5 protein-coding genes are annotated in these 5,221 nt (G+C 64.8%); 4 read left to right on the top strand and 1 reads right to left on the bottom strand.

Features of this window, described 5'->3' with window-relative positions; translation table 11 throughout:
- Positions 1-239 precede the first annotated feature (239 nt).
- Positions 240-1,376: an LLM class flavin-dependent oxidoreductase gene (locus J0A65_RS21340; protein WP_206596353.1), complete on the bottom strand. Its 1,137-nt coding sequence runs from the start codon at positions 1,374-1,376 to the stop codon at positions 240-242.
- A 298-nt stretch (positions 1,377-1,674) separates the two neighbouring features.
- Between J0A65_RS21340 and J0A65_RS21335 the strand changes: the two genes are divergently transcribed.
- From J0A65_RS21335 to J0A65_RS27970, 4 genes are all read left to right on the top strand, one after another.
- Positions 1,675-2,184 carry a flavin reductase family protein gene (locus J0A65_RS21335; protein ID WP_206596352.1) on the top strand — a complete coding sequence of 170 codons (510 nt, stop codon included), beginning with the start codon at positions 1,675-1,677 and terminating at the stop codon, positions 2,182-2,184.
- 8 nt (positions 2,185-2,192) lie between these two features.
- Complete coding sequence (locus tag J0A65_RS21330; RefSeq protein ID WP_206596351.1) at positions 2,193-3,866, top strand: FAD-binding protein; 1,674 nt, start codon at positions 2,193-2,195, stop codon at positions 3,864-3,866.
- Positions 3,863-4,618, top strand: coding sequence for a glucose 1-dehydrogenase (locus J0A65_RS21325; protein ID WP_152488694.1), 756 nt, complete (start codon positions 3,863-3,865; stop codon positions 4,616-4,618). The genes J0A65_RS21330 and J0A65_RS21325 overlap by 4 nt, the downstream gene beginning before the upstream one ends.
- A 343-nt stretch (positions 4,619-4,961) precedes the next feature.
- The coding region (locus tag J0A65_RS27970) for a DUF1302 family protein (RefSeq protein ID WP_416135322.1) at positions 4,962-5,221 on the top strand (260 nt) is incomplete at its 3' end.

Here is a 5,221-nt window from a genome sequence, read left to right as displayed (position 1 = left end):
ATAGAGCGCAAGGATGCCTTCGACGTCGCCAGCATCCACCAGTTCGACATAACGTTGCATCGCCGTCCGCATTGCTTCGGTCGTGGTCGTCATCTCCGCTCACCTCCGATCAGGCGACAGCCCCCGGACCGTCGCCGATAGACATGCTCACCGTCAGCCAGAAAATGGCTGCGGTGCCTCACGCTGAATGCTCGCCCGCAAGCCTATGATGGACCCGAGGGCCCACCGCCATGCCCAGCTCAGCGGTCCTGCTGTTGCCTGCTGCGGAAGTACGGAATGACTTTTTCGCCAATGTTCTTCAGCGTTTCCAGCTGCGCCCAGTTCGGTACCGTGCCCATCTGGCAGATGAACAGGATCTCGTCGGCCCCCGCATCGATCAGGCGCTGCACGTAACCGATGCAGTCCTCGACCGTGCCATAGGCGTGGTTCGGGTTGAGCATGCTCATGGCCGGATCGGAGAAATCCACCGTGACGGTCTCCGAGGCGAAGTTGGATTTGATGATGTCCTGGCCGCTGCCGTCGTGTACGACGTCTTCCGTCCATTGCGCCGGGTCCGGACGGGCGCCGCCGCCATACCAGTAGCCGAGCGACTCCATGAAGTAGCGCTGCCCGCGAATGCCGATCTTGCGCGCCGTCGCGTTGTCGTCGAGAACGATGGCCGGGCACAGTGCGGCGATATGGCGATTGGGGCGAAAGCCCACCTGGTCCTTCTCTTCCCGCTGGTCCCAGGCCTCGTGATACACGGCGACCTTCTTGGCGATCTCCTCAGGGCCGCCGAAACCCAGCACCAGCGCTCCCATGCCCCGGCCACCCGCACGTTTCAGGCTCTCGGTATTGGTGCAGGCCAGGTACATCGGTGGGTGCGGATCCTGATAGGGCTTGGGATGAATCGGCCGCCTGGGCATCTGCACGAAGTCGCCGTGATGCTCGATTTCGTCGCGCACGAACATCTTCGGAATCAGGTACATCGCCTCGTCGATCTGTGGCTGCAGGCTGGCCAGGTCGTAGCCGAAAGTGCCCGCCTCCTGCTCCGTGCCACCCTTGCCCACGCCGAAGTGCACGCGGCCCTTGGACAGCAGGTCGAGGGTGGCGATGCGCTCGGCGACCTTCACCGGGTGATTCATGGCCGGAGGCAGGCACACCACACCGTGGCCGATGCCGATACGCTCGGTCTTGCCTGCGACGAACGCCAGCACGGTTTCAGGAGCGGACATGTGCGAGTAGTTGGTCAGCGCAGTGTGCTCCACGCACCAGAAGGTATCGAAACCGAGCTTGTCAGCCAGCACGGCATGCTCGACGGTTTCGTCGAATATGCGGCGATCACCTTCGCGGCTGGCGTCAACCGTCTGGGCCTCATAGATCAGGGAGAATTTCATGGCGGTTCCTTGTACTTGTTAGGTCTCAGGGAGCTGTCGGCGACCGCTTCGCGTGCCGTGTGCCCATGGTCGGAGATCACCCGCGCAGCTGAATCCCACAAACGGACTATTGGCGCCCATCGCTACCGCCGGAGAGAGAAAAAGGAGCACGTAGCCGCGATGTGCTTGGCGACGGAGCGCGGCTCCCGCAAGAGGCGCCAGCAGGCTGCAAGGTGACACCTAGTCCCCTCGGACGATGCTGCCGCTGAGGCCAAGGGCAAGAATCGATCGCACTGCCAAGTACCCGGAGGCCCGTGCGATGAACGACACCCCACTGAAGGACGACATGCTCCAGGCCATGCGCCGCCTGGCCAAGTCAGTGACCATCATCACCACCAGCAACGGCCAGCAGCGCTTCGCGATGTCGGCCACTGCAGTGGATTCGCTGTCCACCGAGCCGCCATCGCTGCTGATCTGCGTGAACAAGACCGCCTCGCTGCACGCGGTCCTGGATGCCGGCGCGGACTTCTGCGTGAACATCCTTGGCCTGCAGCAGGAGGAGCTGTCGCACCTGTGCAGTGGCCCGATCAAGGGTGAGGCCCGCTTCCAGCGCGGGGACTGGCGGCAGGACGAGGACGGCATCCCATACCTGGCCGACGCCCAGTCGGCGATCCTCTGCCAGCAGGACGGCAAGTTCAGCTATGGCACTCACAGCATCTTCATCGGGCGTATCCGCCAGATTCGCAACAGCGAGGAGATCACCCCGCTGGTCTACCTGAATGGCGCCTATACCACGACCGCAGCAACGCCGCTGGCGGCGGCCAGCTGAAGCACGGTATGGAGAATGTCCAGGCTTCGTCGGCACTGCGCGTGAGCAGTGCCGCCCAAATCGACTGGAGCGAACGCTGTGGGCTGCTGGTGGTCGGTTTTGGTGCGGCAGGCGCCAGCGCGGCCATCGAGGCAGCCGAGCGCGGCCTGCGGGTTCTGGCCCTCGACCGCTACGCAGGGGGCGGTGCCAGCGCACTGAGTGGCGGTGTGGTGTACGCCGGGGGTGGTACGCCCTACCAACAGCAAGCGGGCTATCAGGACAGTCCCGAGGCGATGTTCGCCTACCTGCGCCAGGAAGTCGGCGACGCGGTGAGCGAGGCGACCCTGCGCGATTTCTGTCAGCGCAGCTGCGAACAGTTGGCCTGGCTGGAGCGCCAGGGCGTAGCCTTCGAGGCCAGCGTGCCGCCACACAAGACCTCCTACCCCAGCGACCAGTACTACCTCTATTACTCGGGCAACGAAACCGTGGCCGACTATGCTCGCCATGCCTCACCCGCACCGCGCGGGCATCGGGCCAAGGGCAGGGGCATGTCTGGCGCCGTGCTCTATGCCGCGCTGGCAGCCAGCGCACAGCGCGCCGGTGTACGCCTGTACAGCCAGTGCCAGGCACGCCGCCTGATACTGGATGCGAACGACCGGGTCATTGGTGTCGAGGCCTGGCAGCTGGCCGCCGGCAGCGCGGCGGCGCATCGCCACGCGCGGCTGTCTCGCTGGGCCCAGGCCCTGCACATGTATGCCCCGGCGTTGGCCGAACGCTTGCGCACGCGGGCGAGGAAGATCGAACAGGCACACGCCGAACGCCGTCTGATCCGTGCGGAACGCGGGGTCCTGCTCAGTGCGGGTGGTTTCGTGCTCAATCGCGAGATGGTCCAGCGACACGCACCCGCCTACCTGGCCGGGTTGCCGCTGGGCAGCGCAGGCTGCGACGGCAGTGGCATCTGCCTGGGGCTTAGCGCTGGTGGCTCGACCGCGCGCATGGACAGGATCAGCGCCTGGCGTTTCATCAATCCGCCGCAGGCCTGGGCGCGGGGCCTGGTCGTCAACGCGTTTGGCCAGCGCTGCTGCAACGAAGAGGTGTATGGCGCCAAGCTCGGGCATGCCATGGTCGAGGAGCACGGCGGGCGCGCCTTTCTCATCCTCAACCGCGACCTTGTCTGCAAAGCCCTGCGCCAGGTTGGCCCAGGGCGTGTCTGGCAATTCCAGCGCCTGCCGGTGCTGCTCAACCTGCTGTGCAACAGCAAGCGTGCCGGCACGCTCGAACGCCTGGCGGCGCGCTGTGGCCTCCCCGAGCGCGAGTTCAGAGCCAGCCTGGAGGCCTACAACGCCGCTGCCCGGGGTGAATGTGTCGATGCGTTCGGCAAGTCGCCAGCCATGCTCTCTGACCTGAGCAAAGGCCCATGGTACGCACTGGATCTTTCCTTCGCCTGCCGTCTGTTCCCCTGCCCAACCATCAGCCTGGGTGGCTTGCGGGTATGCGAGACCAGTGGCCATGTCCTGGACGACAACGGGGTGGCCATTGCCGGCCTGTATAGCGCCGGCCGCAACGCGGTTGGCGTCGCCTCCAATCTTTATGTCTCCGGCCTCTCGTTGGCCGACTGCATCTATTCCGGGCGTCGCGCCGCCGTACACATGGCGACCACGACTACCCGTCCAGCGCAGCAAACCAAAAGGAGAACAACATGAGTCGAGTCCAAGGCAAAGTCTGCCTGATCACGGGTGCCGCCAGCGGGGTGGGTCGTGAAGATGCCCTGCTGCTGGCCAGCCAGGGTGCCAGGGTGGTGCTCACTGACCTCAATGAGGAGGCCGGGCGCTCGGTTGCCGCCGAGATCGGCGACAACGCGCTGTTCGTGCGCCAGGACATCGCCAGCGAGGCCGACTGGCAGCACGTCATCAAGTGCACCCTGGAGCGCTTCGGGCGCCTCGACGTATTGGTCAACAATGCCGCCATCCTCCTGCTGGGCAACATCGAGGAGACCAGCCTGGAACAGTGGCAGCGGGTGCAGAAGATCAACAGCGATGGCTACTTCCTCGGCTGCAAGTACGCGATCTCCGCGATGAAGGAGACCGGGGGTGGTTCCATCGTCAACATGTCCTCGGTCGCGGCGCTGGGTGCCCTGCCCATGTTCTGTGCCTACTCGGCGTCGAAGGGCGCAGTGGCGGCGATGACCCGTGCCATTGCCCTGCACTGCAAGCAGCAGGGCTATCGCATCCGCGTCAACAGCGTGCATCCGGACGGGATCAATACACCGATGACCCAGGCGCTCACGGGTGGCCAGCCGATTCCTCAGGACGTGCTGGACGCGGACCCGATGAACCGCATGGCCGCGCCGCGCGATATCGCCAACGTGGTGCTGTTCCTCGCCAGCGACGAATCGCGCTTCATCAACGGCGCCGAGATCCGTGTCGACAACGGGCAACTGATCAGCGGCCTGTAACGGACGCCAGGACGACCCGCCTGCACTGGCCCGAGCCACTGCAGGCTGTCCTCAGCAACGCAGCCGCCGGTTGCCTGCTCAGTTGCCGGACGGCGGCTCGATCTTCATCGCCGCACGGTGCAACCATCGCGGCCGGCCAAGCAATCTGTATCTCAAATCCGTCCGGCGAGGCCAGGTCGTGCTTTCTGGAGCGCCGGCCAACCTGCGCGACACCCTGTTGCAGCCGCTGCCGCAGTGTCCGGGTGTGAACCTCCGTCATTCACGTGCTGAAGCGCGTTGCCAACCCTGTGATGGCTGCCGGCAGCGGCCGTAGGCCGCGCATTCAGGTTAGTCTGCTTGGACGATGTTGCCCCCGATGCGCGATTCCATAGTGGCACCTGGCTGTATCCCCTTCACCCGAGATGCTGGTCGGGGTCAACCGACCGCCAACGAGGACAAGATGATAAAAACAACAAACGCCTTGCGACCACTACATCTATCCATCCATGTGGCCACCCTGGCACTGGCGAGTCAGGCTCATGCCCTGACGTTCCAGCCCAGCGAAGACCTGAGTATTGATCTGGACACCACCCTGTCCTACAGCCTGGCCTGGCGTGTCGAGGA

This window comes from Bowmanella yangjiangensis, from assembly GCF_017255015.1.
Lineage (GTDB): Bacteria > Pseudomonadota > Gammaproteobacteria > Enterobacterales > Alteromonadaceae > Bowmanella > Bowmanella yangjiangensis.
The sequence above is the reverse complement of the archived record's forward strand: the minus strand, read 5'-3'. Positions and strand labels throughout refer to the sequence as shown.

What these genes read in the sequence shown, in the direction of transcription:
- J0A65_RS21325 (WP_152488694.1), top strand. Translation starts at nt 3,863, where the DNA reads ATGAGTCGAGTCCAAGGCAAAGTCTGCCTGATCACGGGTGCCGCCAGC.
- J0A65_RS21330 (WP_206596351.1), top strand. Translation starts at nt 2,193, where the DNA reads ATGGAGAATGTCCAGGCTTCGTCGGCACTGCGCGTGAGCAGTGCCGCC.
- J0A65_RS21340 (WP_206596353.1), bottom strand. Translation starts at nt 1,376, where the DNA reads ATGAAATTCTCCCTGATCTATGAGGCCCAGACGGTTGACGCCAGCCGC.
- J0A65_RS21335 (WP_206596352.1), top strand. Translation starts at nt 1,675, where the DNA reads ATGAACGACACCCCACTGAAGGACGACATGCTCCAGGCCATGCGCCGC.